This is a genomic window from Algibacter pectinivorans (assembly GCF_900112595.1).
GTDB classification, from domain to species: domain Bacteria; phylum Bacteroidota; class Bacteroidia; order Flavobacteriales; family Flavobacteriaceae; genus Algibacter_B; species Algibacter_B pectinivorans.
On the sequence record NZ_FOMI01000010.1, the window covers coordinates 1 to 25,654 of the forward strand.

General features: G+C 33.2%; 22 protein-coding genes. 7 read left to right on the forward strand and 15 right to left on the reverse strand.

Translation table 11 applies throughout. The annotated features are described in order from the left end of the window. The 4 genes from BMY96_RS13575 to BMY96_RS13590 form a co-directional block, all read left to right on the forward strand. Positions 1-3,426 (forward strand): T9SS type B sorting domain-containing protein (locus BMY96_RS13575; protein ID WP_092853098.1); only part of this gene is annotated, 3,426 nt, incomplete at its 5' end. 10 nt (positions 3,427-3,436) lie between these two features. Beyond that, entirely contained in the window at positions 3,437-4,363 is a 927-nt protein-coding gene (locus BMY96_RS13580; RefSeq protein WP_092853100.1) for a PorP/SprF family type IX secretion system membrane protein, read from the forward strand. 13 nt (positions 4,364-4,376) lie between these two features. Next, positions 4,377-6,302 (forward strand): OmpA family protein, encoded by a 1,926-nt coding sequence (locus BMY96_RS13585; protein ID WP_175473580.1) that lies wholly within the window; start codon positions 4,377-4,379, stop codon positions 6,300-6,302. Between the two features lie 97 nt (positions 6,303-6,399). After that, positions 6,400-8,133, forward strand: coding sequence for an OmpA family protein (locus BMY96_RS13590; RefSeq protein ID WP_092853102.1), 1,734 nt, complete (start codon positions 6,400-6,402; stop codon positions 8,131-8,133). 398 nt (positions 8,134-8,531) lie between these two features. Here the strand turns inward: BMY96_RS13590 and BMY96_RS13595 are convergent, their stop codons facing one another. Both BMY96_RS13595 and pdxH read right to left on the reverse strand, forming a co-directional pair. Then, positions 8,532-9,029, reverse strand: coding sequence for a CAP domain-containing protein (locus BMY96_RS13595; protein ID WP_092853104.1), 498 nt, complete (start codon positions 9,027-9,029; stop codon positions 8,532-8,534). A gap of 178 nt (positions 9,030-9,207) precedes the next feature. After that, a complete protein-coding gene (gene pdxH / locus BMY96_RS13600) occupies positions 9,208-9,855 on the reverse strand; it encodes a pyridoxamine 5'-phosphate oxidase (RefSeq protein WP_092853106.1) in 648 nt (215 codons plus the stop codon). Positions 9,856-10,056: 201 nt separating this feature from the next. On the opposite strand from pdxH, the gene BMY96_RS13605 reads away from it, so the two are divergent. Then, positions 10,057-10,470 carry a hypothetical protein gene (locus BMY96_RS13605; RefSeq protein WP_092853108.1) on the forward strand — a complete coding sequence of 138 codons (414 nt, stop codon included), beginning with the start codon at positions 10,057-10,059 and terminating at the stop codon, positions 10,468-10,470. Here the strand turns inward: BMY96_RS13605 and BMY96_RS13610 are convergent. The 7 genes from BMY96_RS13610 to rpsA form a co-directional block, all read right to left on the reverse strand. Continuing rightward, positions 10,467-11,372 (reverse strand): ribonuclease Z, encoded by a 906-nt coding sequence (locus tag BMY96_RS13610; protein ID WP_092853111.1) that lies wholly within the window; start codon positions 11,370-11,372, stop codon positions 10,467-10,469. The genes BMY96_RS13605 and BMY96_RS13610 overlap by 4 nt on opposite strands. A gap of 3 nt (positions 11,373-11,375) precedes the next feature. Beyond that, entirely contained in the window at positions 11,376-11,846 is a 471-nt protein-coding gene (locus BMY96_RS13615) for a DUF3291 domain-containing protein (RefSeq protein WP_092853113.1), read from the reverse strand. A 1-nt stretch (position 11,847) separates the two neighbouring features. Beyond that, complete coding sequence (locus tag BMY96_RS13620) at positions 11,848-12,180, reverse strand: ribonuclease Z (protein ID WP_092853115.1); 333 nt, start codon at positions 12,178-12,180, stop codon at positions 11,848-11,850. Positions 12,181-12,183: 3 nt separating this feature from the next. After that, a complete protein-coding gene (locus BMY96_RS13625; RefSeq protein WP_092853117.1) occupies positions 12,184-13,113 on the reverse strand; it encodes an aspartate carbamoyltransferase catalytic subunit in 930 nt (309 codons plus the stop codon). An 86-nt stretch (positions 13,114-13,199) separates the two neighbouring features. Next, positions 13,200-13,739 carry a bifunctional pyr operon transcriptional regulator/uracil phosphoribosyltransferase PyrR gene (gene pyrR / locus BMY96_RS13630; protein WP_092853119.1) on the reverse strand — a complete coding sequence of 180 codons (540 nt, stop codon included), beginning with the start codon at positions 13,737-13,739 and terminating at the stop codon, positions 13,200-13,202. A gap of 138 nt (positions 13,740-13,877) precedes the next feature. Further along, positions 13,878-14,651: a T9SS type A sorting domain-containing protein gene (locus BMY96_RS13635; RefSeq protein ID WP_092853121.1), complete on the reverse strand. Its 774-nt coding sequence runs from the start codon at positions 14,649-14,651 to the stop codon at positions 13,878-13,880. Between the two features lie 314 nt (positions 14,652-14,965). Then, a complete protein-coding gene (gene rpsA / locus BMY96_RS13640; protein WP_092853123.1) occupies positions 14,966-16,798 on the reverse strand; it encodes a 30S ribosomal protein S1 in 1,833 nt (610 codons plus the stop codon). Positions 16,799-17,146: 348 nt separating this feature from the next. Here rpsA and BMY96_RS13645 point away from each other — a divergent pair, with 348 nt between their 5' ends. Continuing rightward, positions 17,147-17,524, forward strand: a complete 378-nt coding sequence (locus tag BMY96_RS13645) for a LysM peptidoglycan-binding domain-containing protein (RefSeq protein ID WP_175473581.1) — start codon at positions 17,147-17,149, stop codon at positions 17,522-17,524. A 90-nt stretch (positions 17,525-17,614) separates the two neighbouring features. Here BMY96_RS13645 and cmk read toward each other — a convergent pair whose 3' ends face one another. From cmk to BMY96_RS13670, 5 genes are all read right to left on the reverse strand, one after another. Further along, on the reverse strand, positions 17,615-18,310 hold the full coding sequence (gene cmk / locus BMY96_RS13650) for a (d)CMP kinase (protein ID WP_092853127.1): 696 nt from the start codon (positions 18,308-18,310) through the stop codon (positions 17,615-17,617). A gap of 144 nt (positions 18,311-18,454) precedes the next feature. Then, complete coding sequence (gene porQ, locus BMY96_RS13655) at positions 18,455-19,474, reverse strand: type IX secretion system protein PorQ (RefSeq protein ID WP_092853129.1); 1,020 nt, start codon at positions 19,472-19,474, stop codon at positions 18,455-18,457. A 74-nt stretch (positions 19,475-19,548) separates the two neighbouring features. Further along, entirely contained in the window at positions 19,549-20,073 is a 525-nt protein-coding gene (locus BMY96_RS13660) for a LysM peptidoglycan-binding domain-containing protein (RefSeq protein WP_092853131.1), read from the reverse strand. Next, positions 20,057-22,507 carry an endopeptidase La gene (gene lon, locus BMY96_RS13665; RefSeq protein ID WP_092853133.1) on the reverse strand — a complete coding sequence of 817 codons (2,451 nt, stop codon included), beginning with the start codon at positions 22,505-22,507 and terminating at the stop codon, positions 20,057-20,059. The genes BMY96_RS13660 and lon overlap by 17 nt, the downstream gene beginning before the upstream one ends. A gap of 181 nt (positions 22,508-22,688) precedes the next feature. Then, positions 22,689-23,339: a rhomboid family intramembrane serine protease gene (locus BMY96_RS13670; protein ID WP_092853135.1), complete on the reverse strand. Its 651-nt coding sequence runs from the start codon at positions 23,337-23,339 to the stop codon at positions 22,689-22,691. Between the two features lie 61 nt (positions 23,340-23,400). Here BMY96_RS13670 and BMY96_RS13675 point away from each other — a divergent pair, with 61 nt between their 5' ends. After that, positions 23,401-24,285: a lysophospholipid acyltransferase family protein gene (locus BMY96_RS13675; protein WP_092853138.1), complete on the forward strand. Its 885-nt coding sequence runs from the start codon at positions 23,401-23,403 to the stop codon at positions 24,283-24,285. A gap of 234 nt (positions 24,286-24,519) precedes the next feature. Here the strand turns inward: BMY96_RS13675 and aroC are convergent, their stop codons facing one another. Continuing rightward, positions 24,520-25,581, reverse strand: coding sequence for a chorismate synthase (aroC, locus tag BMY96_RS13680; RefSeq protein ID WP_092853140.1), 1,062 nt, complete (start codon positions 25,579-25,581; stop codon positions 24,520-24,522). Positions 25,582-25,654: the final 73 nt, after the last annotated feature.

Consider the following 25,654-nt stretch of genomic DNA (forward strand, 5'->3'; position numbering starts at 1 on the left):
AGCGTTCCAGAAAATGTTGTTACAGATGTACAATGTATTGCTGATGCTACCCTACCTGAAGCTCCACAATTAACTAATGCTTGTGGTGATGATATTACTCCTGTAGTTACTGAAAATGCAGACCCTGAGTGCGAAGGTCAAAAAATATACACCTTTACGTATACGGATTGTGCAGGAAACGAAGCCGTATATACATACACTTACAACATTGAACTTACAGCCTTTATCTTACCTGCTAATGGTTTTGAAACGGTTGATAATTTAGATGATGCTGTAGAGCCTACTCCTCCAACAGTAAACGATAATTGCAATAATCCAATTACACCGTCTGAACCTGTAAAAACTGAAACTCCAGATTGTCAAGGGTCTGTAACCTATACATATACGTACACAGATTGTGCTAATAACACAGCCAATTGGACGTACACTTACACTATAGAATTAGCACCTTTTACCGTGCCTGAAAATGAAACTTCTAGTGTGGAATGTATTTCTGAAGCTATCGCTCCAACACCTCCAACGGTTAACGATGCTAATGGCGATGAAATTATACCTGTAATGACTCAAAGCACAAATCTAGCTTGCGAAGGAAACAAAACATTCACATTTACCTATACAGACTGTGCCGGTAATACAGATATTTGGGAATATACCTATGAAATTAATCTTATAGAATCACCGGTTGTTCCGGAAAATGCAGGCACTACAGTTAGCTGTCTTGCAGAAGCTATTCTACCAGAAGCCCCAGTTGTTTCAGATACATGTGGTAATGCTATTATACCAACTGTTTCGCAAAGCCAAGATCCAGATTGTGAAGGTGAAAAATCATATACTTTTACGTATACGGACTGCGCAGGTAACGAATCGGTTTATGTATTTACCTATACTATCGAAATATCAACAGGACCAGTTGTACCCGAGAATGCTAGTTCTAACGTGGAATGTCTAGCAAATGCTACTTTACCAGAAATTGCTGAAGTATATGATTCTTGTGGAAATGAAATTACTCCAGTAATTACAGAAAGTCCAGATCCAGATTGTGAAGGTCAAAAAGTATATACCTTTACATATACAGATTGTGCCAATAACATTTCTGTTTTCACCTATACTTATACTATTGATGTAACAAATGCACCTGTAGTTCCTGCTAACGACGGTTCTATTGTTGAGTGTATTGAAGACGCTACACAACCAGCAATACCAGATGTAACAGACCCTTGTGGAAACGATATTACTCCTGTAATTACTCAAAGTCCAGATCCAGAATGTGAAGGCGACAAAGTCTATACATTCACATTTACAGACTGTGCTGGTAACGAATCGGTTTATGTTTACACTTACACCATTCAAAAAACAGCTCCAGAAGCTCCTATTAACGAAAGTACTACAGTAGAATGTATTGATGAAGCTTTACAACCTACAGCTCTTGTACTAACAGATGCTTGCGGAAATAACATAACTCCGGTTATTACAGAAAACGAAGATCCTGTTTGCGAAGGCGAAAAAATATACACCTTCACATATACCGATTGTGCTGGAAATGAAATCGTTTATACTTATACATATATCATTAAGGATAACACACCTCCAGTAATTTCAATTCCAGAGAGTGTAACCGCGGAGTGTAGTGATGATTTTTCTCCATTAACCCTCGATGAGGCAACAGCAACAGATAATTGCGACCCTAACCCTACTATTACGTTTAACGATGTAAGAACAAATGGTACGTGTAGTGGTGTTTATACCATAGTTCGTACTTGGACAGCAACAGATGCATGTGGTAACTCAATAAGTAAAGACCAAGTAATATCTATTGCAGATACTATTGCTCCAACATTCGATCAAGAAACACTGCCAGGACCTATTGTTGTAGAATGTAATAACATTCCAGAACCGGAAACTTTAACAGCTACAGATAATTGCGGTACTGCAATTGTAACTGTCGAAGACGAAAGGATTGATGGAAACTGTCCGTATAACTTTGTTATAAAACGTTCATACATTGCAACAGACGATTGTGGTGTAGCCAATATACATGTACAAAATATAACGGTTCAAGATACAACACCTCCGGTTTTTGTTGAAGATTTACCAAGCCCTAATTTAGTTGTAGAATGTGATGCTATTCCAGATCCTATAATATTAACGGCTACCGATACTTGTGGCAATGCAACAGTAAGTATTACCGATTCTAGAACCAATGGAACTTGTCCTAACAACTATACAATAACCCGTAGATGGGTAGCAACAGATGAATGTGGAATAACAACAACCCACACTCAAAACATTATTGTACAAGACACCACGGCGCCAACTTTTGTTGAAGCCCTACCAGAAAACGTAACGGTAGAGTGCGATATGATACCTGAAGTGGCTATAATTACAGCAATAGACAATTGTGGTGAAGCTAAGGTAACCGTTAGCGATGTTAGAACTGATGGTAACTGTCCTTCTAATTATATAATTGCAAGAACTTACCTAGCTACGGATGAATGTGGATTAACAGAATCGTATACCCAAATTATTACGGTACAAGATACTACTGCTCCTATCCCTACTTCAGACTTTCAAGACGTTCTTGATGTAAGTTGTACTGATATTCCTGAAGCACCAGAGATGACCTTTACAGATAACTGTTCTTCTAATGTAATTCAACAATTTACTGAAACTAATACATTTGATGAAAACGTCATTGCAGATTACCAAATTATAAGAACATGGACCGTAAGTGATGCTTGTGGAAATACAGAGGATTATACCCAAACTTTAAATGTTTCTCTCGATGAAATTATAAATGAAGTTGTTGCAGAAGATATATGTTTTGATAATGGTGTAGTAAACTTAGACGGATTCTTATCAGAAGGTGTAACAGGTGGTTCTTGGGAACTTATTGAAGGTAGTCCAGTAGCAACCATAAATGGAAGTATTTTTGACCCAACAAATTTAGACACTATTTATTCTGAAGAATTTAATCCTAATACGCAAGGTATTCAATATATTTTACGCCATACAGGTTTCCAATCTGGGTGTTTAAATATCACAGATGTCATTATGGTTGTAGACGCAACATGTAAAGTACTACCTTGTGGTGAAAAAGACATTAGCATCTCTACAGCATTAACGCCTAATGGTGATAATTTTAATGACACATTTGATATTGAAGGGATTACATTATGTGGCTTCGTTGCCGAAGTTAAAATATTTAACCGTTGGGGCGCCCTAGTTTATGAATCTAATGAATACACCTTAGGAAGCGAAAGAGAAGGAAATGCTTTTGGAGCTTTCGGAAAATGGGATGGGTCATCAACCAAAGCATCATTTGGTAATAATGGAAAATTACCTAATGGAACGTATTATTATATCATTAATTTAAGAAATAGTGGATTGGACCCAATTACCGGTCCTGTATACTTAGGAACCAAATAAACCTTAACCTATGAAGTTTATTAAATTTAATTTAATCGCTCTTGTATTATTTAGTAGTACAATTGCAGTTGCACAACAACTACCCCAATTTACCCAGTATATGTACAACACTATTTCAATCAATCCAGCGTATGCAGGAAGTAGAGAAGTTTTAAGTGTTGTAGGTTTACACAGAAGCCAATGGGTGGGTTTTAAAGGTGGACCAATAACGCAAACCTTATCTGTACATACACCGCTAAGAAATGACAGAATTGGTTTAGGTTTATCTTTAATTGAAGATGATTTAGGTCCGCAAAATTTCACTTATTTATATGGTGATTTTGCGTACAACATTCCAACAGGTAGAGATGGAAAACTAGCGTTCGGTATTAAAGCTGGTTTTACACAATTTAGTTTCGATACTAATTTTAGATTAGATGAAGATAACCAAAATGATCCTTTAATATTTGGTACAGAAGATAGATGGTCGCCAAATATAGGTGCTGGTGTATATTGGAGTACAAACCGTGTATACGCAAGTATATCCGCCCCAAGAATATTAAATAATGGCAGTAACAATAACAGATCCTTTGAGGCTTTAGATAATATAAGTTATTATTTTACTGCGGGTGGTGTTATTGATCTTACAAAAAGTATTAAATTTAAACCAGCTACTTTAATAAAAGCTACTAACGGGGCTCCTGTTTCTTACGATCTAACTGCCAATTTCCTTTTTAGTGAAAAATTTTGGATAGGTGGTTCGTATAGAATCAACGAAAGAACAGCAGCTATTGGAATCATTGCTGACTTTCAACTATCTAGACAATTACGTGTGGGGTATGCTTATGAGAAACCAACATCAGAAATTGCAGATTATACCACAGGAACCCATGAAATTTTACTTATGTATGAGTTTAAATTCTTAAGTTCTAAACTAAAATCACCAAGATATTTTTAATCCTAACTTATCTATGAACACTAAAAATTACATATTAGTTTGTATGGCTTTATTACTAAGCCTTTCTCTGTTCCCTCAACAAAGAAAACAAAAGAGAGCAGACACATTATTTAATAAATTCTCCTTTGTTAAAGCCGCAAAGCTATACAAAGAACTTGTTCAAGATAATTACAACAGAAACTACGCTACAAGAAAACTTGCGGATAGTTATGCCCTTTTAAGAGACCCTAGAAATGCCTCTCGATACTATAAAAGTGCTGTAAAACAAAAGGATGTACCGGTAGAGTATTATTATAAATATGCGCAATCGCTCCGAGGCATGAAAAAATACGACGAATCTCAAATTTGGCTCCAACGCTACAAGGATTCAGGAGGTGTTGTAGATACCGACGATTTTTCAAAAGACCTCAATTTTATAACCAGTGTTTTCGGGGCAAAACAACAATACTTTCTAGATCGAGTACGCTTCAATTCAAAATATAGCGATTTCGGTGCTTTTGAGCATGATGGATTAGTTTACTTTGCATCTTCTAGAGACGAAGGTGTTGCCATTAAACGCTTATATGGATGGGACGAACAACCCTTTTTGGATATTTATGTAACCAAAGCGGGCTCCAAAAGAAATGTAAATCACACTGCTAAATTAAAAGGTGATATTAATTCCATTTATCACGATGGACCTGTTACTATTACCAAAGATGGTAAAACCATGTATTTTTCTAGAAACAATTTCAAAGATGATATTGAGCTGAAGGATAAAAACGGACTTACCAATATGAAAATCTATCGCGCCACAAAAGTAGATAGCTTATGGACAAACGTAGAAGACCTATCCATAAACAGCGACGATTATTCTACACAACATGCTGCCCTAAATGTTGATGAAACAAAATTGTATTTTACATCCGATAGACCAGGAACGCATGGGGGATCGGATATTTGGACTGCCGATATTGCTTCAGATGGTTCTTTAGGAAATATTCAAAACCTTGGAGATGTTGTTAACACAGAAAAAGCCGAAGGCTTCCCGTTTATAAATAATGAAGGTGTTTTATTTTTCTCTTCAGACGGCCATACTGGCTTAGGTTTATTAGATATTTATGCCGCTATTAAAGGTGAAGACGAAGAAAGCATTGTAGATGTTATTAACCTGGGTGTCCCAGTAAATTCCAATAAGGATGATTTTGCTTTTACCATGAACCAAAACGGAATTACGGGATATTTTGCTTCTAACCGTCAAGGAGGCAGAGGAAGCGACGATATATATGCTTTTCATAGAGAACCAGCACTACACGTTGAAGGCGTAGTTACAGATGCTATTAATACCTTCCCTATTGTAGGCGCTAAAATCACTTTGTTTGATGACACCAATAATCAAATTGCTTTTATGGAAACCGACGAAAATGGTTACTTCCAAATAAATATAGATAGAAACCAAGATTATAAAATTATTGCAAATCAGGATAAGTATATTGAAGATTACAGAGAATTTACTTCAAAAAATTTACAAACTGAATTAACATCTGTTAGAGCCAACTTATTACTTAACCCAGTCCAAGATGTAGTTAAGCTTGCCGAGATAGACCTAAACACCATTTACTTCAACTTCGATAGTCATGTCATTAGAGATGATGCCGAAGTTCAATTAAATAAAATTGTAAGCCTAATGCAAAATGATTATCCAGAAATGGTAATTCGAATTGAATCTCACACCGATTCTAGAGGTACACTTTCTTATAACGATAAATTATCCATTGATAGGGCAAACAGTACTTACGAGTATTTAATTTCTAAAGGTATTGATCCTTCTAGGATTACAGAACACCAAGGCTTTGGAGAACGTAAATTAACCAACGGTTGTGAAGATGGTACAAAATGTGAAGAAGAAGAGCATCAATTAAACAGACGTACACAGTTTATAGTGGTAAAAATGGAATAGTTAATTTACCGCTATACCAAATAGATACTGCCAAACACGATTTAAATGTTTGGTAGTATATATCTTTAATATTTTTTTTAATTAAATAGCACCCCAAATGAAATTAAAAAACGATATAGCAACAGTATTACTGCTAACCATTTCAGTTTACACGTATTCGCAAAATGCTAAGCAACAAAAAGCAGATAATCTATTTAATAATTTTGCTTTTGTTCAAGCTACAAATGCGTATCAAGAATTGATTGAGCAAGGTATAAATACCGAATACGCTACTAGGCAATTAGCCGATAGCTATTCGTACTTAAGAAACCCCGATAGCGCTGTTATTTACTACGAAAAAGCAGTTAAACAACGTAATGTGCCAATAGCCTACTATTATAACTATTCGCAAGCCTTACGAGGTATTGAAGACTACGAAACGTCTAGATCTGTAATGAAACAGTTTAAAGATGCTGGTGGTGACATTGAAGAAGCGCTCTACATTAAAGATGCAGATTTTTTAAACGCTATTTTTAACTCAAAACAGCACTTTACATTAAATACCGTTAAGTTTAATTCTAAATTCAGCGATTTCGGTGCCTATAAACACGATAATAAACTATATTTTACATCGGCTAGAGATAAGGGCGATATAAAAAAACATATTAATGCCTGGGACCAGGAACCTTTTCTAAACATTTATGCCATTAATGCAAACTCTAATGATACTCTTATTGGTAACAAAGCTAAATTAAAAGGACGTGTAAATTCAGTTTACCATGATGGCCCACTTACTATCACTAAAGATGGAAAAACTATGTATTTTTCTCGAACCGATTTTATAAAAAATGTTTTAGGTCGTAATGGTAGTGGTATATCAAACCTTAAAATATATAAGGCCACATTAGTAAACGGAAAATGGAAAAACATTGAAGAACTTCCCTTTAATAGCAACTATTTTTCTAATGGACACCCTGCTTTAAATGAAGATGACACCAAATTATATTTCACCTCAGACCGACCCGGAGGACATGGAGGATCCGATCTTTATTATATAGACCTAAATAATGGGGCCTTTGGAAAACCTCGAAATCTTGGTCCTAAAGTAAACACGAGTAAAAATGAAAAATTTCCTTTCATAAATACCAAAGGTGCTCTGTTTTTTTCTTCCGATGGTCACCCAGGACTAGGACTACTCGATATTTACGGCACTGTAGCAGATAAGGATAAAAATATTGTTAGCGTTATAAATTTAGGAATACCTGTTAATTCTAGTAAAGACGATTTTTCCTTTTTTATGAATGAGGATGGCCTAACGGGTTATTTAGCATCCAATAGAAAAGGTGGTGCTGGAAGCGATGACATTTATGCTTTTGAAAGAGTTACAAAATTAGAACTTAAGGAAACTAATAAGGAAACGAATTTAGAACCACAAGAAGATAACCCTATTGCTAAAGCACCAAATAATACTATTGAGGTTGAAAGTCCTAAAAGGGTTAGCTTCGCTCCTATTCATTTTAATTTTAATAGTGCAAGTATTAGAAATCAAGATAAATCAGCATTGGATAATTTAGCCAATACGATGCTAACCGTATATCCAAAAATGAGTATTGCCATTGCTTCTTACTCTGACGCTCGAGGTACGGAAAGTTATAATGATATGTTATCGCAAAAAAGAGCCACTAACGTTTATAACTATTTACTATCAAAAGGTATACTAGCATCGCGCATTACAAGTTATATGGGTTACGGTGAGAAGAACTTAATTAATAACTGCAATAGCAATGCAAAATGCACCGAAGCACAACATCAACAAAATAGACGCACAGAATTTACTGTTCGCATGAATTAATTATTAATAAAAAGTAAAAAACACTAAAATGCGTTTAGGTTTTAAGGTTTTTTTATATAAATAACTTATTGATTTCATTATAAAGTAGTTTAAGCAAGTCTTAAATAAAGTGAGTTTCAATTCAATATACTTTTCTTTTTAATCAGAAGAAGGGAATTAAGAATCAACTATGTATAATACTAAACCCCACTAAACTTTCCTTTACTTAAATAGAAACAAAAAATAGAGCCAAAAAACGAAACTACCGTAAACGTCACAATTAACAAGAAAAAAAACCTCTCGTTAAATCGAGAGGTTTTTAGATTTGGGGCTATTAATCATAACCAATTTAAAACATTATTTAAGCTAATAAATAGTACATTAAAAAAGGTTATTTCATTTTATGCTCTTAAAAAGCATTATTTCTTTATAAAGATATTGGTATAATACCATTTACCTTCCTCATTCTTTTCTGCCGACACATCAAAATTGGTGTAGTCGCCTTCTAAATTTTCTTTATGTGCTTCACTTTTTAACCACGCTCTTACAACAGATTCTGCAGAACTATAGCCATAAGCTACATTTTCCGACACGTTTTTAGCACCAGCATTAGCTTTTAAATATTCACTACGTGTAAAAAAGTTATGATGCGATACTTCTCCTCTATCTACCATATAATCTGTGTGACTATAAGCTACAGATTTTACAATATTCATTTCTGTTAAAGCATTTAAACCTAACGAAGATCTATGGCTATTAATAAGCTTTAATATTTCGACCTCAATAGCTTTAGATTCTTGTTGTATAAGATTCATCTCAATTGCCGAAAATTCATTTTTATCGTTATCCGTGCTACAAGAACTAAAAGTAAATAAGGCATATAGCAATACCATAGGTAATTTTCTAAATAACTTCATAGGTTAAGTTAATTTAATGTTGTAATAGATTTGGTACTGTAAAATTAAACCTATACTATAAATTAACTGTTAAGAAAATGTTAAAATCGACTAAAAACATGTATTTCATCGGTTTTATGTGTTTTTAATCGTTTAAAAACATCCTTTATGAATAAAATCATGCATTTTATCGTTTTTTTTAAGGAGATAATCGATTTAGAAGCCAATTATAGTCCTCTTCAAGCAAATATCGAATACGATCATGAAGCCTGTTTGGTCGCCCCTGCCAAAATTCCATTTCTACCGGTTTAACAATATAACCACCCCAGTAATTTGGTCTTTTAATTTCTTTACCCAAATAAACATCTTCTAAATCTTTAAGTTTATTTTCTAAAAATGCCCGGTTAGGTACAGACTCACTTTGATTTGATGCTATTGCTCCGAGTTGACTTCCTCGTGGTCTAGATTCAAAATATCCATCGCTTAAATTAGGCGCTATCTTTTCGGCCTTACCTTTAATAATAATTTGTCGTTCTGCTCCATGCCAAAAGAAAGACAAACAAACATTAGGATTGGCAGTTATAGCCTTACCTTTTTCGCTATTATAATTGGTATAAAAAATAAACCCTTCAAAGGTGAATTTTTTTAGTAAAACGACCCTATTTTTAGGATAGCCATCCAAACCTATTGTAGATATTGTCATGGCATTCGTTTCATCTTCTACAAAATGCTTATCTACCTCGTAAAACCACTTTTGAAATAGTTCTATAGGGTTTTCTGGTACATCACTTAACAGTAACTCACCTTTTTCGTAAGATTTTCTGTAATTACTTAAGTCCTTTTCCATAATATGCAAATTAATTTTTTTTTAAAAAAATTATACAAATTTTTTAATATTTTAACTTACTAATTTACAGCTTGTTATTAAAAAATAAGTAAAGTTATATATGTATCAGTGTTTTGTAGTGCTAAATTATAATAGAAATAGGTAAAATAATATAACCGATTTTATCAATTTCAGTAAATTAGTAAATTATAAAACGAATTCATGACTATAGAAAATTACGCATTCTTTAAAACCTATAATTTTACAAAACTAGAATTTTCATTTGGAAATTTTTATCTTTCCAAAACATTTTTCGTAGGTGAAATTAATGAAGGGGTTCATTTTGATTGGACCTGTATTGAAGAAGCTTTTAAAAAAATAAAAGTCTTTTATGGCAAAGAAGCTAAAGTTGCTTATATCTCAAATAGAATAAAACACTACTCGATTGATCCTAGTAATTGGACTAAAGTTCAAAACAGTAACTTTCGTCCCATTGCTAGCGCAATTGTTATTTATAACAACTCTAGTTATATGAATGCCTCAATAGAAAAGAAATTTACTAATATAAGTATTAAACGCTGCATGTCGTTAAAGGAAGCCATAGACTGGGTTGAAAATTTAAATGAGTTTAATTAAAACTCAAATGTTCTACCGTCTTCAGCTAACTCAACTGTATTAAAAATGGATTTAGCTTCATCTTTAAAAGGATTAATAGTACCGTAGCGTGTTGAATAATGTCCTAGTATTAAGGTACCAATATTTGCCTGTTTTGCTATTTGTGCAGCCTCTTTAGCTGTAGAATGCTTTGTTTTAACCGCTAAATGAGCATGCTGTTCTAAAAACGTAGATTCGTGGTATAATACATCGGTATCTTTTATAATAGGAACAATATCCTCTTTATACATGGTATCGCTACAAAAAGCATAACTTTTGGGTTTAGGTCCTGGTTTTGTTACGGTTTTATGGTCTATTAGTATACCATCCTCATTTGTAACATCGAAACCTTGTGTAAGCTTTCTATAGTACGCCACATTTATATTGGCCTCTTCAACGGCATTCATTTTTAACTTACGTAAACCTTCTTTTTCTTTAAATAAATAACCATTAGTATAAATTCTATGGTTTAATGGAATGGTATGTACTTCAACCTTTTCATCTTCATAGATTAACTCCGATTCATTAGAGGTTAGCTCATGAAAATATAAATTATAATTTGTCCAGGAATCAGCCAACTTCATCTGTAAAACAACAATTTCTTTTATGCCTTTGGGCCCATAAATATGCAAATCTGTTTCTCTTGTAAGGAGTCTAAAGGTAGAAATTAAACCCACTAGTCCAAAAAAATGATCGCCATGTAAATGCGAAATAAAAATATGTTTAATGCGGTTAAACTTAATTTTATGTTTTCGTAATTGTACTTGGGTACCCTCGCCACAATCAATTAAAAACATGTGGTTATTAATTTCTAAAACCTGCGATGTTGTATTGTTTAAAGTTCGAGGTGTTGCACTGTAACAACCTAAAATGGATAATTTCATAAGCTAAAATTGCTTTTTATAAGTTAAGGCTTCGGCTAATGAAAAAGTATATTTAAATGTAAACGCATAGGGTGTAGCACCATTTGTGTTTAAATAATCTAAACGGTGTTTAGCATCTTGAAAAGTAGGTTGATAACCTTTTGGTACATACCAAAACGCCATATGCATTAGTTTCATTTTACTAAACCACTCTTTTTTGCGTTTAAAAACTTCTATGTGTCCAGATTTATAAGTGTAGTTAAAAAGGGCGTCGATATTTTTCCAAACCGATATGTTTATAATAATAGAATCGTCCTTAAACACCCAATTAGCTTCGTCTTTATCTTCGTCCTTTAAACGCCAAATAAAGCCTGGAGAGGCATCTGCAATAGCATTCATTTTATCAACATTATTAATAAAATCCTGCATAATTGGATCGTCCATTGGAGCCAACCGTTTGGCAATATTTACTTCAGCTAAATGGTAATGGTCCATATTACAACCCTAAATCACGTTCCATAACTTCCATTTCAATAATATCATGAGCTTCTACAACAGTAGGGACAACCACCAACTCATCGGGGACCGTGTCTATATCTATTTTATTGGATACTATAACAAACGAGTGTTTTGCTGCTTTATGTGTTTTAGATAAATCTAAAAACTCGGCAATGTCATCTTTACTAAGTTTATCTAAACTTGTTAAAGCCACAATTATATTATTGTTTTTATATTTAGGATATAGTGTTTGAAGCTTTTTAACCAACTCAATTAACGAAACTTTTTCTTGAGTAATTATTACTGTATTTCCATCTTGATCGAAAATCATAATCTATTGTTTTATTTTAGATGCCAGTAAATAAATTACGGCCATTCTTACTGCAACACCATTTTGTACTTGGTCTAAGATAATAGATTGTTTTGAATCTGCAACATCGCTAGTAATTTCTACACCTCTATTTATTGGTCCGGGGTGCATAATTGTTATTTCTTTATCTAAATTTTCTAGTAAATCTTTATTTACACCATACTGTTGGGTATACTCTCTAGTTGAAGGGAAATAACTAATATCCATACGCTCGTTTTGTACACGTAGCATATTAGCAACATCGCACCAGTTTAAAGCCTTACGAAGGTTAGTTTCTACTTTTACACCTAACTCATTTATATATTTAGGAATAAGCGTTTTTGGTCCGCAAACCATAACTTCTGCACCTTGTAATTGTAATGCGAATATATTGGATAAGGCCACTCTACTGTGCAGAATATCGCCTACTATTACCACTTTTTTCCCTTTAACTTCTCCCAATTTTTCCCGTATTGAATACGAATCTAATAAGGCTTGTGTAGGGTGCTCATGGGCGCCATCGCCAGCATTAATAATACTTGCATTAACATGTTTAGATAAAAATACACCAGCACCAGGGTTTGGGTGTCGCATAACAACCATATCTACTTTCATAGATAAGATATTGTTTACGGTATCAATTAAAGTTTCTCCTTTTTTAACAGACGATTGTGCAGACGAAAAATTAAGCACATCCGCCGATAATCGTTTTTCGGCAAGCTCAAAAGATAATTTTGTTCTTGTAGAGTTTTCAAAAAATAAATTGGCGATGGTAATATCTCTAAGCGATGGGACTTTTTTAATTGGCCTATTTATAACTTCTTTAAAATGATCGGCAGTTTCAAAAATAAGTTGGATATCTTTTTCTTTAAGATATTTAATTCCTAATAAGTGGTTTACACTTAATTCGCTCATAGTCTTTATTGGTCTTTCTTCTTTAGTTGGTAGTCTTTTAGATTTTAGATTTGGTTTCTCTAAAGTCTAAAAGCTAAAGTCTATTATTATTTCTCTATCAAATAAACCGCATCTTCATTATCATGTTCCTTCCAGTTCACCTTAACTTTCTCATTATTAATAACATCTACTTGCCTACCTCTGTAATTAGGTTGTATTGGTAAATGTCTACTAAAACGTCTATCAATTAACGTGAGAAGTTCAATTTCGTTAGGTCTCCCAAACGATTGAATGGCTGTTAAAGCAGCTCTTATACTTCGTCCGGTATACAAAACATCGTCAATAAATACTATGTTTTTATCTTCAACTATAAAATCAATTTTAGTTTTATTAGCCTCTAATGTTTTGTCTCCTCTTCGAAAATCATCTCTAAAAAAAGTAATATCCAAATGTCCCAACTTAATATCTTTAACCTTATAGCTTTCGCTTAAAATTTTAGCCAATCTATTGGCTAAAAACACGCCTCGAGGCTGTAAACCAATAAGTACGGTGTTAGAAAAATCGTTGTGTTTTTCAATTAGTTGACAAGCCAATCGATGAAGAATGATGTTTACCTCTTTTGTGTTAAGTAAAACTTTTTGACTCATATTGTATCCAAACGTATGTTGTGCAACAAAGTTAAGTTAAAAAAACAAAGTGTACAATGTGCTTTGAAATTAAGATTAAATAAAAAAAGACCATCTTAAGTATAGAAGGTCTTTTTTTATTTATGGTGGCAATATAAATTATTTCATAAATTTATATACTGCTTTATCTTTTACATTGTCACTATTAAGACTTAAAATATAAATTCCAGAATTAAATGAAGCTATATCTATTTTAGAAACAACGCTATTTTGTTTAGAATGAGCTATTAATTGCCCGTTAATATTATAAATATTAAACCCATTAAAAATTGAATTGTTTAAAATTTCTAAATTATTAACTCCATTAATTACTTTAATAGTAGATGTATAAAACTCTTTATAACTTAATGTAGCATCCTCAACACTAGTCATCTCTACTGTGGTGGCGTTAAACAAAGCCTCAATAGCTGGAGCTGCTAATCCTGTTGGTTTATACACACGAAGGTAAAATACATCATTAGCATTTACATTAGTTATAATTTCGTTTGAAAAACTACCACCAGGTGTTAAAGGTGGCAAACCAACAACAACATCAAAAGAACTACAAATAACTTCTTGTAAACTCATAATATCTCCTGCCGGAGCTCTTAAAATTTGATAATGAATTGTTGTATCCACACCGTAGTTAGTTTCCATTGAAACGGTAATTTTATTATCGCCACTAGAAATAGTGTTGTAATAAAAAGCATCGATACCTCCAGAAACACATTCGGGTGCCGATGTACTTGAAGCAGTAGTAGCATCTGACACGTGTTCTGCAATTATTGGTGTTGCATCAGGACATAAAACGGCATCTGTAATTTCATCACCATTTTGCGCAACAATAAAATTTGTAAAAAATAACATTAATAATAAAAAAGTAGTAGCTCTCATAAGGTAAGTATTTAGGTTAAGTATTAATTTTAAATTTTTAATTGAGAGACTACATTAATTAGTCATTCATTAAACGACTAATAATACTACTACAAACTTATATAAAAAATATTACAAATTATGTTTTTAATCGTGAAAAGATTTCTTTTTACTGTAATATTAATATATTTCAAAATAATTATTAATTAAGTATAAATACTTAGATTTATAGATAATATGCATAATTTTAATAATTAATACTTGGTATAAAGCCATAAAAAAAACCTCCAATATTTTGGAGGCTTTTTTAAAACTAAAATAAATTTATAGACTTACTATTTTTTTCCGTCCATTTTATCTTTAAGAGCTTGTAGAGCATCATTAGCATCACCTAAAGTTGGTTTTGCTTCGGCAGCTTGAGAAGCTTGCTTTTTAACAGCAGCTTTTACGTTAGCCATTTCTTCAGCTTTAAAAATTGCAGTATGCGAAGCTACTACTCTTTTAAACTCTTTGTTAAATTCAATAATTTTGAATTCTGCTTCTTCACCTTTATTAAGTTTAGAACCATCTTCTTTCTCTAAATGACGAGCAGGTACAAATGCAACGATATCTTCGTTAAAATCAATTGTAGCACCTTTATCAACTATTTCGGTAATAGCTGCTTTATGTACTGTACCTAAAGCGAATTCAGTTTCATACTTATCCCATGGGTTATCAGTTGTTTGTTTGTGACCTAAACTTAATTTACGTCCTTCAACGTCTAATTCAAGTACAACAACATCTAACTTATCACCTACAGCACAGAACTCAGATGGATGCTTAATTTTCTTAGTCCAAGATAAATCAGAGATATAAATTAATCCGTCAATTCCTTCTTCTAATTCAACAAAAACACCAAAGTTTGTAAAGTTACGTACAATACCTGTATGCTTAGAACCTAATGGGTATTTAGTAGTAATATCAGTCCATGGATCTGGAGTTAATTGCTTAATACCAAGAGACATTTTACGATCTTCTCTATCTAAAGTTAAGATTACTGCATCAACTTCATCACCAACAGTAACGAAATCTTGTGCAGAACGTAAATGTGTAGACCAAGACATTTCAGAAACGTGAATTAATCCTTCAACACCATCAGCTACTTCAATAAATGCACCGTAATCTGCGATTACAACAACTTTACCTTTTACTTTATCACCAACTTTTACCTCTTCTGCAAGAGCTTCCCATGGGTGTTTAGATAATTGTTTAAGACCTAATTGGATTCTAGATTTGTTTTCATCAAAATCAAGAATTACAACATTTAATTTTTGATCTAACTCAACAATCTCATTTGGATGGTTGATTCTAGACCAAGATAAATCTGTAATGTGTACTAATCCGTCAACACCACCAAGATCAATAAATACACCGTAAGACGTAATGTTTTTAACAATACCTTCTAATACTTGACCTTTTTCTAATTGACCAATAATTTCTTTCTTTTGTTCTTCGATATCAGCTTCAATAAGAGCTTTATGAGAAACTACTACGTTTTTGAATTCGTGGTTGATTTTAACAACTTTAAATTCCATAGTTTTATTTACATACTGATCGTAATCTCTAATTGGTTTAACGTCAATTTGAGAACCTGGTAAGAATGCTTCAATTCCAAAAACATCTACAATCATACCACCTTTAGTTCTACACTTAACAAAACCGTTAACGATTTCACCAGTTTCGTGTGCTTTATTTACACGATCCCAAGCCTTAATTACACGAGCTTTTCTGTGAGATAATATTAATTGTCCTGTTGCATCTTCACGCACATCGATTAATACTTCTACTTTGTCTCCTACTTTTAAGTCTGGATTGTAACGAAATTCGTTTAAAGAAATAACACCTTCAGATTTTGCATTGATGTCAATAATAGCATCTCTATCAGAAATATGCACTACTGTACCTTCAACAACCTCGTCATCTAAAGTGTCAACGAAATTTTCTGCTACTAATTTTTCAAATTCTTTAAGTTGTAAATCATCAACTTCATCAATACCTTCTTGGTAATTGTGCCAGTTAAATTCTTTTAAAAACTTTTCAGGATTTGCTTTTGCTTCAGATACCACTGGAGCTTCTACCGCTGGAGCTTCTGTTGCTTCAACTTCAGTTTGTTTTGCTTTATCAGCCATTTAATTAATTTCTGCGATACTTTATAAGGAGTTTTGTGTTTTCCAAATTACCTTTTACCGCGTTTGTATTCTGTTATGTTTCAGGGATTTTAAGCGAATAACACACAGAAGTGTTATATTATTTTTAAATTTCATTCCTTTCTTTATCCTGACGATTCGCTAAAAGGAGTGCAAAAATACATAATATTGCTATAAATACCTAAAAATGAACAAATAAAATAGATGTGACTAAAAAATATAAATGGTGTCTTAATTTTAGAACAATAACTTAGAAACATTTATTAAAATGCTTTAAATATTTTAGTATATTGTTCACTACAATTATTTACAAATTAATATTACTAAATCATGGTGAAAGCAAAGTATCAAGACGTTTTAAACTTAGGTGAAACGTTAAATATCCAAAACGGAGATGTATCTGAAGAGAATGGAGTTCTTAAAATTAAAGGAACAACTAATACTCCGTATGAAAAAAACATTCTTTGGGATAAAATTAAGGAAATAGGGGGTGAAAATCCTACCGATATTATGGCAAATATAACGGTAGCTGATGAAAGTATTTTTGCTAGACATACGGTAAAAAGTGGAGAAACTTTAGGTAAAATTGCTAAGCAATATTATGGTAATGCCTCAAAATATCAAGCTATTTTTAAAGCTAACTCTGATATTTTAAAGAATCCAGATGTTATTCATCCAGATCAAGAATTAATTATTCCTAATTTATAGGAATGCCTAATTTATAAAAACAGAAAAGCGAATCTTAAATAAGATTCGCTTTTCTGTTTTTATAAGTTTTTTAAAATGCTTCAATTAGACTTATTCGTAATCTTCGATAGTCATTTTAGCTAATTGAAATATTTTATTAAATTGCTCCTCTAGCGTCATGTGTGAATTATCTATCTCGATAGCATCATCGGCTTTAACTAAAGGAGAATCTTCTCGGTTAGAGTCTATATAATCTCGTTCTTGCACATTTTTTAATACGTCTTTATATTCAACCTGATCTCCTCGTTCTATTAATTCTTGATAGCGACGTTCCGCTCTAGTTTCGGCAGAAGCTGTCATAAACAACTTAAGTTCTGCATCTGGAAATACAACCGTACCAATATCTCTACCATCCATTACAACACCTTTATCCTTTCCCATTTCCTGTTGTTGTTCTACTAGCTTTCTTCGAACTTCCGATATGGAAGCCACTTTGCTTACAAAACTAGAAACCTCTAGGGTTCTAATTTGTTTTTCAATATTTACATTATTTAAATATACTTCGGCAAACCCTAAAGCCTCATTAAATTTAAAATTGATTTTAATATTTGGTAATTGATAAATTAAAGCTTCCGAATTAAAATCGGTAGCACTTATTAATCCGTTTTCCATAGCATAGAAGGTTACCGCTCTATACATAGCTCCTGTATCCACATAAATATAACTTAAATATTTTGCTAATTGTTTTGCTACAGTGCTTTTACCGGTTGACGAAAACCCATCGATAGCTATGGTTATTTTATTCATTTATCTATAAAGTTTGAAAGTGCCTAAAGTACTTAAAATGCCTAAAGTGGAAAAATACTAATCACTTTAATTATCCTCAGATGGGTAAAGAATTTTAATTGTTTGAGTAAAACTGAATACTGCAACTGTAAACTGAAAACTTTTTTACTGTAAATCTATTTGTAAACCAAAGAAATTAGAGTTTCCTGCACTTGTATATTTGGCGTGTGTATAACTAAATCTCATTTTGTTCATTTTTATGGAAAGGCCTGCAGAGAGTCCGGAGAAGTTACGCTCATCAATAATCCTTAGCTCCTCGCCTCTTCTAAAGTTATAGCCTAAACGAATATTAAAACCACTATCAGGAAATACTTCCGCACCAACAATAGTGTGTCTTATAACTTGACCAATAAAACCAACTTTTTCTGATGTTTGATTTCCAGATAAATCACTTATAGCTCGTGCCGGATTAGGCGTTGCTATTGGCCATTGCTGTAAATTCTCTAAAGTAACATGCCAACGTATAGGCACATGTTCTAGTTTTTGAGACATTCCAAAAGCAACCTCAAAAGGTAATCGCTCATTTAAATCGGCATACGTAGTAATTTGTGTTCCTAAATTACGAATTACTAATGCTGCATTAAAATCTAAGTATTCATTTACATAAATTAGCCCTACATCTATTGCAGCACCAAAGGAGCTATACTGCTCTAATTTTGATGTAATTAATTTGGCATTTGCACCTATATAAAAATCGGAATAGCCTATTTGCAAAGCATAGCCAAAGGATAGCGCCGTTTCATTACCTGAAAAGGTTCCTGTAGAGTTACCTTCTTCATCATAGCCATCGAAAGACCCATAATTTACATACGTAATACCTGCATGAAACGTTTGAGTACGCCTATCAACTGTATACGCATAAGATGCCGTACCATAGCCAATACCACCCAAATAACTAATATAATTTAAGGCCAATTGATTATCCATTTCTACATTAATGGTGGCTGGATTATAAAGGCCTTGAGCGACATCGTAATCTACATTTGTTAAAACTTTACCACCTAAAGCTGCTTGTCGCGGCGACGACACCAAGTTAAGAAATTGGTATGTGGCCTCACCACCTACTTGACTAAAGGCGATTGAAGTGATAGTTAAAAAACAAAATGTGGTAATTTTTCTTAGCATATTTTCGCTACAAAGTAAATGAATCTATACTAAAACGTCGATATCTAAGTTTTATTTTTTTAGTAAAATTAAATCTACTTTAAAAATAATTTTTGTCCTATGGCTAATTTATTACTTTTTAAACCATTTAAACGTTTTAAGGTTGCCACACTAACTCCTGTTTTTCTCGATATATTATAAAGTGTGTTGCCACTTGCTACTACCCAAACATTTAATGCTTCATTTTCTTTTACCGCTTCAAAATTTCTTACTCGAAGCTTTTGTCCTGCACTAATTAAGGAAGATTTTAATTTATTTGCTTGCTTTAATTTACTTGCTGTAAGTCCGTATTGCTTAGCTACATCATCTAAAGTTTCTCCTTGTTGGACAATATGATAATTCAATCTTTCAATTGAATTATCATCGCCATTTCTTCTAGCATTTACAATAGAATCGTTTCCTTTTGAATCTTTAAAAATAAATTCGCCAGTTGCTAACTTCAATTTGGCTTCTTTTCCATTTAGTAAAACATCTTTATAAACTACTCTTCCTTGTGCATGCATACTCATATAACATGCTAAAACCATTATAAATAATAATGCTCTATAATTTTTTTGCATTTTTTACTTTTTGTTTAGTTACCGCAATATCAATAACCTCACTCATTTCGGTAACATAATGAAAGGTTAAACCTTTTAAATATTCCGGTTTAATTTCCTCTATATCGCGTCTATTATCTTCACACAACAATATTTCCTTAATACGTGCTCGCTTTGCAGCTAATATTTTTTCTTTAATACCTCCAACTGGTAATACTTTACCACGCAAAGTAATTTCTCCAGTCATGGCTAAACTTTTCTTAACTTTCTTCTGTGTAAAAAGCGACACTAATGATGTTAACATGGTTACGCCCGCACTAGGACCATCCTTTGGAGTAGCACCTTCTGGTACGTGAATGTGCACGTTATATTTTTCGAAAATGCTAATATCTATACCAAAACTATCGGCATTAGATTTTATGTATTCCATGGCAATAGTAGCCGATTCCTTCATTACTTTACCCAAGTTACCAGTTATAGACATGGCGCCTTTTCCTTTAGAAAGTATAGACTCTATAAACAAAATATCGCCACCTACTCGGGTCCATGCTAAACCAGTTACCACACCAGCAACATTATTATTTTCGTATTTATCGCGCTCTAATTTAGGGCCGCCTAATACTTTAATAATATCTTCGTTAGACACTTTTATGTTGTAATCTTCTTCCATAGCAATATTTTTGGCTGCATAACGCACCATTTTTGCTACTTGCTTTTCAAGACCACGTACACCAGATTCTCGAGTGTAGCCTTCAACAATTTTTTCTAATTGTGGTTTGCCTATTTTTAAATGCACATCGGTTAAACCGTGCTCCTTTAATTGCTTTGGTAATAAATGACGTTTGGCAATTTCCACTTTTTCTTCAATGGTATACCCCGTTACATTTATAATCTCCATTCTATCGCGTAATGCAGGTTGAATGGTAGATAAACTATTAGAAGTTGCTATAAACATAACTTTAGAAAGGTCGTAACCCATTTCTAAAAAGTTATCGTAAAACTCGCTATTTTGTTCTGGATCTAAAACTTCTAGTAATGCTGATGATGGATCGCCTTGATGTGAATTCGATAATTTATCAATTTCATCTAAAACAAACACAGGGTTTGATGTACCTGCCTTTTTTAAACTTTGAATAATACGCCCTGGCATAGCACCAATATAGGTTTTTCTATGACCACGAATTTCTGCCTCGTCACGTAAACCACCTAACGAAATACGCACATACTCTCGTCCTAAAGCCTCGGCAATAGATTTACCAAGCGATGTCTTACCAACACCTGGAGGTCCGTAAAGACAAAGTATTGGCGACTTCATATCATTACGAAGTTTTAAAACAGCCAAATATTCTATAATTCGTTGTTTAACATCTTCTAAACCAAAATGATCTCTATCAAGAATTTTCATGGCGCGTTTTAAATCGAATTTATCTTTACTAAACTCGTTCCATGGTAAATCTAAAAATAACTCCAAATAATTTCTTTGAATAGAGTATTCTGCCACCTGCGGATTCATGCGTTGCATTTTAGCGATTTCTTTTTCAAAATGCTTCGCAACTTTTTCGTCCCATTTTTTCGATTTGGCTTTAACACGCATTTCTTCTAACTCACCATCATGACTAACCCCACCCAATTCTTCTTGAATGGTTTTCATTTGTTGGTGCAAGAAATACTCACGCTGTTGTTGGCTCATGTCCATTTGAACTTTAGACTGAATATCATTCTTAAGTTCTAATTTTTGAAACTCAACATTCATGTACTTTAAAGTAGCTAAAGCACGTGTTTTTAGCTCATCAATTTCTAAAAGCTCTTGTTTTTCATCCACTGTTAAATTCATGTTGGAAGACACGAAGTTGACTAGAAATGAATTACTTTCTATATTTTTTATAGCAAAAGAAGCCTCGCTAGGAATGTTTGGGCTTTCTTTAATAATCTCTAAAGCTAAATCTTTTATAGAGTCAATAATGGCTGTAAATTCCTTGTTCTTTTTTGCTGGTTTAGCCTCTTGAATATCTCTTATGGTAGCCGTCATGTAAGGCTCTTCGGTAAGTACCTCGGCAACTTTAAAACGTTTTTTACCCTGAATAATAACGGTAACATTACCATCTGGCATTTTTAAAACTCTTAAAATTCTAGCTACAGTTCCCGTTTCATGAATATCTTTAGCTCCAGGTTTCTCTACCGATTCGTCTTTTTGCGCAACCACACCTACAACTTTACCTCCTTTGTTGGCATCGTTTATAAGTTTTATTGAAGCATCTCTACCTGCAGTAATAGGGATAACCACACCTGGAAATAACACCGTATTTCTTAACGATAAAATAGGTAATGTTTCTGGTAACTCTTCGTTATTTATGGCTTCTTCGTCCTCGGGTGTCATTAAAGGAATTAATTCTGAGTTCTCATCAAACTCCTGTAGTGACAAACTGTCAAGGGTTGTAAATTTAGATTTTTTCATATATATTTTTAGGTCAATCTGTCATTAAAAACAGATTAATCATTTTTTAAAATTTTAATATTTACAGTAAAATACTGAATTTTAGATGTTTTTCATATAAAAAACAAGCATATCTATATTGTAATTTCAATAGCTATGCCAATATGTAATCATAAACTCTAAAAATGTAATAATTTTGGAGTTATATTTTCCCTAACTTCTTTAAAGCGAACAAAAGCGCAATAGGAAGCGCGAGTAAAACAATCATGAGTAAATTAGTTTCAAACAACCATGGCGACAACAGCAAGGTTATTACATAACCACCAATGGCTCCACCAAAATGGGCATCGTGACCAATGTTTCCTATTCTGTTTTTCATGCCATAAATAGAATACAGCAAGTAACCAATACCAAATAAATACGCCGGAATTGGAATAGGTATAATAAACAATAATAAATCCATATCTGGACGTAACAATATAGCCGAATAAATAACACCACTAACCGCTCCACTTGCACCTACTGCACTGTAATGGTATTCGTTTTTATGAAAATAAAAAGACAATAAACTCCCCACCATAAGGCTTCCTAAATAAACCAGAAGAAATTGAATGGAACTTAAATTAGAGATAACCACATCGGCAAAAAAGTATAAAGACACCATATTAAATAACAGGTGTTGGGTATCGGCGTGTAAAAACCCAGAACTAAACATTCGTATTTGTTCACCACGTTGAATCGGACCAACTTGAAACTTATACTTCTCGAAAAAACCAAAATCATTAAATCCCTTATACGAGATTATAACATTTGCTGCAATAATTACTATGGTTACAATACTTAAATTACCCATAAGGTCTAAACGTTTATTCTTAAATTAATATATATTTGCGTTACAAATCTAAAACTTATTCATGCAATTTCTAGTTTATATTCTGGTTTATCCACTTTTATGGATAATATCTATACTACCATTTAGAATATTGTATTTTTTATCTGATGGTTTTTATGTTTTAGTATTTTACATAATTGGCTACCGTAAAAAAGTGGTTTATGATAATATAAAGCTCGCTTTTCCTGATAAAACAGAACAAGATATTTTAAAAATAAGAAAACGTTTTTATCATCATTTATGCGATATGATGTTTGAGGCTATTAAATCTATCTCGATTTCTGAGGCCGAAATGCAAAAACGCTATGTGTTTACAAATGTTGAAGAAATACATAAACTTGAAGAAGAGCAACGCAGTATTGTTTTATTTATGGGACATTATGCAAGTTGGGAATGGATTTTTATTTTACAAACTCATGTAAACCATAAAGGCTATGCGGTTTATAAAAGATTAGCTAACAGATATTTTGATGCGCTTGTTAAACGTATTCGTGCAAAATACAATAGCTATTTAATTACCACTAGAGAAACGTTTCCCACATTAATAAAAGCTAAAAGAGCTAATGAATTAACCTTAAATGGTTTTGTTTTCGATCAATCGCCCAAGCTCCATAAAGCCTTATATTGGCAAGACTTTATGGGCGTAAAAGTGCCTGTGCATGTTGGAGCCGAAATACTGGCAAAACGTTTAGATATGGTTACGCTATTTTTAAAGGTTAAAAAAGTGAAACGTGGTTACTATGAAGCTAGTTTTACAGATATTATAAGAAACGCAAAAGACCACAAAGATTATGAGCTTACAGATTTATATCTTAAACGGGTTGAGGCTCAAATTTATGAAACTCCAGAATATTATTTCTGGACGCATAAACGTTGGAAACACATGGGTAAGAAACCTCAAAAATAATTTTTAGAAAAGAATAAAATCTAATTTCCAAAAATGTATTTAAAGCTCGAGTTAAGCACCTACTCTAGCAGATGGTTTAGCCCCGATTGAAACGGCATCCTTTTTTGTGAAGCTATTGAGAGACAAACCTAACGACAATTAAGCATTACCTAACTATGTTAAGCTCTCAAAACAAGTTCGAGACTGCTTCACAGAAAAGATATAGTGGAAAGCGGGAAATAGCTTCTAAACCTATTACTTATACAGTTTGTTTATTAAATGGAAATCGGCTAAAACTAGTGCTGCCATAGCCTCTACAATAGGGACCGCTCTTGGCACTACACAAGGATCGTGACGCCCTTTACCTTGCATCTCGACTGTGTTACCAGCTTTATCGATGGTTTCGTATTTCTGGATTAGCGTTGCAACAGGTTTAAAAGCGACATTAAAATAGATATCCATACCATTACTTATACCGCCTTGAACGCCTCCTGAATAGTTGGTTTTTGTTGAGCCATCGTTATTGAAAGCATCGTTATGGTCGCTACCATACATGGTACTGCCATGAAAACCACTACCATACTCAAAGCCTTTTACGGCGTTTATAGACAACATAGCTTTACCTAATTGCGCGTGTAATTTATCGAACACTGGTTCGCCTAAACCTACTGGTACATTTTTAATTATACAGCTTACAATACCACCAACGGTATCGCCTTTGGCACGAACTTCTTTAATATAGGTTTCCATTTTAGCTGCCATATCTTGGTCTGGGCAACGTACAATATTAGATTCTATTTGCGTAAGGTCTATGTCGTTATATGGTGTATCTAATTTCATGGTACCAACGCCAGAAACGTAAGCTTTTATTTCGATACCTTTTAGCATTTGTTTTGCAATGGCTCCGGCTACAACACGACAGGCGGTTTCGCGCGCAGAACTACGTCCGCCACCACGATAGTCGCGTACGCCGTACTTTTTATCGTAAGTATAATCGGCATGACTTGGTCTGTAACTATCCTTAATATGCGAGTAATCGTGAGATTTTTGGTTGGTGTTTTCTATAACAAAACCTATAGAAGTTCCTGTGGTTACGCCCTCAAAAATACCCGAATGAAATTTAACAGTATCTGGTTCTTTACGTTGCGTAACGATAGCAGATTGTCCTGGTTTTCTTCTATTTAATTCGTTTTGAATTTCATCTAAATCTAACTTAATTCCGGATGGACATCCATCAATAACACCACCTAAAGCAGGTCCGTGAGATTCTCCATAAGTTGTTAAATTAAATAGTTTTCCGAAGGAATTACCAGCCATAATTTCAATTTTTGGCTAAGTTAAATCTATTCTTATAAATACGAAAATGAAATCGTATTTAGCTTCACCTTTT

Coding starts and splice junctions, on each gene's coding strand:
- BMY96_RS13590 (WP_092853102.1), top strand. CDS start 6,400: ATGAAATTAAAAAACGATATAGCAACAGTATTACTGCTAACCATTTCA.
- cmk (WP_092853127.1), bottom strand. CDS start 18,310: ATGAATAAAATAACCATAGCTATCGATGGGTTTTCGTCAACCGGTAAA.
- BMY96_RS13660 (WP_092853131.1), bottom strand. CDS start 20,073: ATGCAAAAAAATTATAGAGCATTATTATTTATAATGGTTTTAGCATGT.
- aroC (WP_092853140.1), bottom strand. CDS start 25,581: ATGGCTGGTAATTCCTTCGGAAAACTATTTAATTTAACAACTTATGGA.
- BMY96_RS13610 (WP_092853111.1), bottom strand. CDS start 11,372: ATGAAATTATCCATTTTAGGTTGTTACAGTGCAACACCTCGAACTTTA.
- BMY96_RS13635 (WP_092853121.1), bottom strand. CDS start 14,651: ATGAGAGCTACTACTTTTTTATTATTAATGTTATTTTTTACAAATTTT.
- BMY96_RS13615 (WP_092853113.1), bottom strand. CDS start 11,846: ATGGACCATTACCATTTAGCTGAAGTAAATATTGCCAAACGGTTGGCT.
- pdxH (WP_092853106.1), bottom strand. CDS start 9,855: ATGGAAAAGGACTTAAGTAATTACAGAAAATCTTACGAAAAAGGTGAG.
- BMY96_RS13580 (WP_092853100.1), top strand. CDS start 3,437: ATGAAGTTTATTAAATTTAATTTAATCGCTCTTGTATTATTTAGTAGT.
- BMY96_RS13670 (WP_092853135.1), bottom strand. CDS start 23,339: ATGGGTAATTTAAGTATTGTAACCATAGTAATTATTGCAGCAAATGTT.
- BMY96_RS13605 (WP_092853108.1), top strand. CDS start 10,057: ATGACTATAGAAAATTACGCATTCTTTAAAACCTATAATTTTACAAAA.
- rpsA (WP_092853123.1), bottom strand. CDS start 16,798: ATGGCTGATAAAGCAAAACAAACTGAAGTTGAAGCAACAGAAGCTCCA.
- BMY96_RS13620 (WP_092853115.1), bottom strand. CDS start 12,180: ATGATTTTCGATCAAGATGGAAATACAGTAATAATTACTCAAGAAAAA.
- porQ (WP_092853129.1), bottom strand. CDS start 19,474: ATGCTAAGAAAAATTACCACATTTTGTTTTTTAACTATCACTTCAATC.
- pyrR (WP_092853119.1), bottom strand. CDS start 13,739: ATGAGTCAAAAAGTTTTACTTAACACAAAAGAGGTAAACATCATTCTT.
- BMY96_RS13585 (WP_175473580.1), top strand. CDS start 4,377: ATGAACACTAAAAATTACATATTAGTTTGTATGGCTTTATTACTAAGC.
- BMY96_RS13595 (WP_092853104.1), bottom strand. CDS start 9,029: ATGAAGTTATTTAGAAAATTACCTATGGTATTGCTATATGCCTTATTT.
- BMY96_RS13645 (WP_175473581.1), top strand. CDS start 17,147: ATGGTGAAAGCAAAGTATCAAGACGTTTTAAACTTAGGTGAAACGTTA.
- BMY96_RS13675 (WP_092853138.1), top strand. CDS start 23,401: ATGCAATTTCTAGTTTATATTCTGGTTTATCCACTTTTATGGATAATA.
- lon (WP_092853133.1), bottom strand. CDS start 22,507: ATGAAAAAATCTAAATTTACAACCCTTGACAGTTTGTCACTACAGGAG.
- BMY96_RS13625 (WP_092853117.1), bottom strand. CDS start 13,113: ATGAGCGAATTAAGTGTAAACCACTTATTAGGAATTAAATATCTTAAA.